Here is a 1,953-nt window from a genome sequence, read left to right on the forward strand (position 1 = left end):
CGGTGACCGGCCGGCCGGTGCCGGGCGTGCAGATCGACCACGTGCTGGTCTCTGAGGACTTCACCGCGCGCGACGCGCGGTTCCTCACGATGGAGGGCTCGGACCACCGCGCGCTGCTGGTGACCCTCGCCCTCCACCGGTGAGACGGCTGCCCCCGCGGGAGCCGTCAGACCCCGATGTCGCCGCCGTCCTGACGCCACACGGCGACCACGGCCGGCCGGACGTACGTGCCCGGACCGTCGGGCCACTGCGAGGCCGGGTGGGCCACGTCGGCCCCGTCGACCTCGCCCGGGTGCTGGACGGCGACCAGCACCCTGCGGTCCTGCACCAGCGGACCGCAGGTCTCCGCGCCCTTCGGCACGGTCAGGAACTGCTTGAGCTCGCCCCGGCGGTCACCCGTGACGGCGACGCCGAAGAGGCCGTCGTGGTTGCCCAGCGCGTTGCCGTCGGTGGAGATCCACAGGTTGCCGTGCGGGTCGAAGGCCACGTTGTCCGGGCAGGAGATGGGGCTGACCTTCTCCTTGGGGAAGCCGGCGAAGTAGGTGGCCGGGTCGCTCGGGTCGCCCGCCACCAGGAACAGCTTCCAGGCGAACTCGAGGGCGTCGGGGCGGTCACGCTTCTCGGTGAGCTCCAGGACCTGGCCGTGCTTGTTGAGGTTGCGCGGGTTGGCCTCGTCCGCACCGGGCTTGTTGGTCTTGCCGCGGTCGGTGTTGTTGGTGAGCGCCACGTACACCTTGCCGGTGCGGGGGTTGGGCTCGACGTCCTCGGGGCGGTCCATCTTGGTCGCCTGGCGCTTGTCACCGGCCAGCCGCGTGAAGACGAAGACCTCCTCGGCCGTCATGCCCGGCACGTGCGAGACCGCGCCGTCGGCGGTGGCGGTGGCCAGCGGGATCCATTCGCCACCGCCGTCGAACTCGCCGTCCGAGGGGAGCTTCCCGGTGCCGTCGAACTCGGAGACCGGGGAGTCACCCGTGAACCGGGCGACGTAGAGGGTGCCCTCGTCGAGCAGAGTGAGGTTGTGCTCCCGGGCCGCGCGGGAGTTGCCCCTCGCCATCCGCTTGGAGCCGACGAACTTGTAGACGTAGTCGAAGCGCTCGTCGTCGCCGGAGTAGATGACCGGGCGGCCGTCGGCGGTGAGGCTGACGGTCGCGGCCTCGTGCTTGAAGCGGCCCAGCGCGGTGCGCTTGCGGGGCGTCGAGTGCGGGTCGGACGGGTCGAACTCGACCACCCAGCCGAAGCGGTGGACCTCGTTCGGCTCCTGGGCGACGTCGAAACGCTTGTCGAAGCGCTCCCACTTGCGCTCGGTGGCGCCGGTGCCGATGCCGTAGCGGGTGTCGGTGGTGCGACCGGCGTTGGCGAAGTACTGGTTGAAGTTCTCCTCGCCGTGCAGCGTGGTGCCCCACGGAGTGGTGCCGCCCGCGCAGTTGTTGAGGGTGCCGAGAACCTTGGTGCCGGTCGGGTCGGCGGAGGTCTTCAGCAGGTCCGAGCCGGCCGCGGGGCCGGTGAGGCGGAACTCGGTGGTCGCGGTGACGCGGCGGTTGAGGCGGTGACGGCGGACCGGGCGCAGCGCGCCGGTGCGGCGGTCCTCCTCGACGACGACGGCGGACAGGCCGTGCGCCGCCCAGGCGATCTCGACCTGCTCGCGGGTCGGGGCGGCCGCGTCGTAGTCGCGGAACATCAGGATCTCGTCGGTGTACTCGTGGTTGGCGACGAGGATCTGGCGGTGCGGCTCGCCCTTCAGCGGGAGCAGCGCCAGGAAGTCGTTGTTGTAGCCGAACTGACCGGCCTGGGCGGCGGCGGTCTGGTTCTCCGGGTCGAACTCCGGGGCGCCGCGCAGGATCGGTTCGCCCCAGCGGATCACCACGTTCTGCCCGTAGCCGGCCGGGACGGTGACCTGGTCGGCGGTGTTGGGCGCGACCGGTGTGAAGCGGAGGCCGCGGGCGCCCTCCGGCT

General features: G+C 71.7%; 1 protein-coding gene and 1 pseudogene. One reads left to right on the top strand and one right to left on the bottom strand.

What is annotated here, in order from left to right; all coding sequences use genetic code 11:
* Positions 1-143 (top strand): annotated as a pseudogene (locus tag HW445_RS33845) (endonuclease/exonuclease/phosphatase family protein); the annotation flags it as partial.
* Positions 144-166: 23 nt separating this feature from the next.
* On the opposite strand, the gene HW445_RS28845 reads toward HW445_RS33845, so the two are convergent.
* A partial coding sequence (locus tag HW445_RS28845) for a PhoX family phosphatase (RefSeq protein ID WP_180223787.1) occupies positions 167-1,953 on the bottom strand: 1,787 nt, incomplete at its 5' end.

This window comes from Streptomyces sp. UH6 (assembly GCF_013421635.1).
GTDB lineage: Bacteria > Actinomycetota > Actinomycetes > Streptomycetales > Streptomycetaceae > Streptomyces > Streptomyces abyssomicinicus.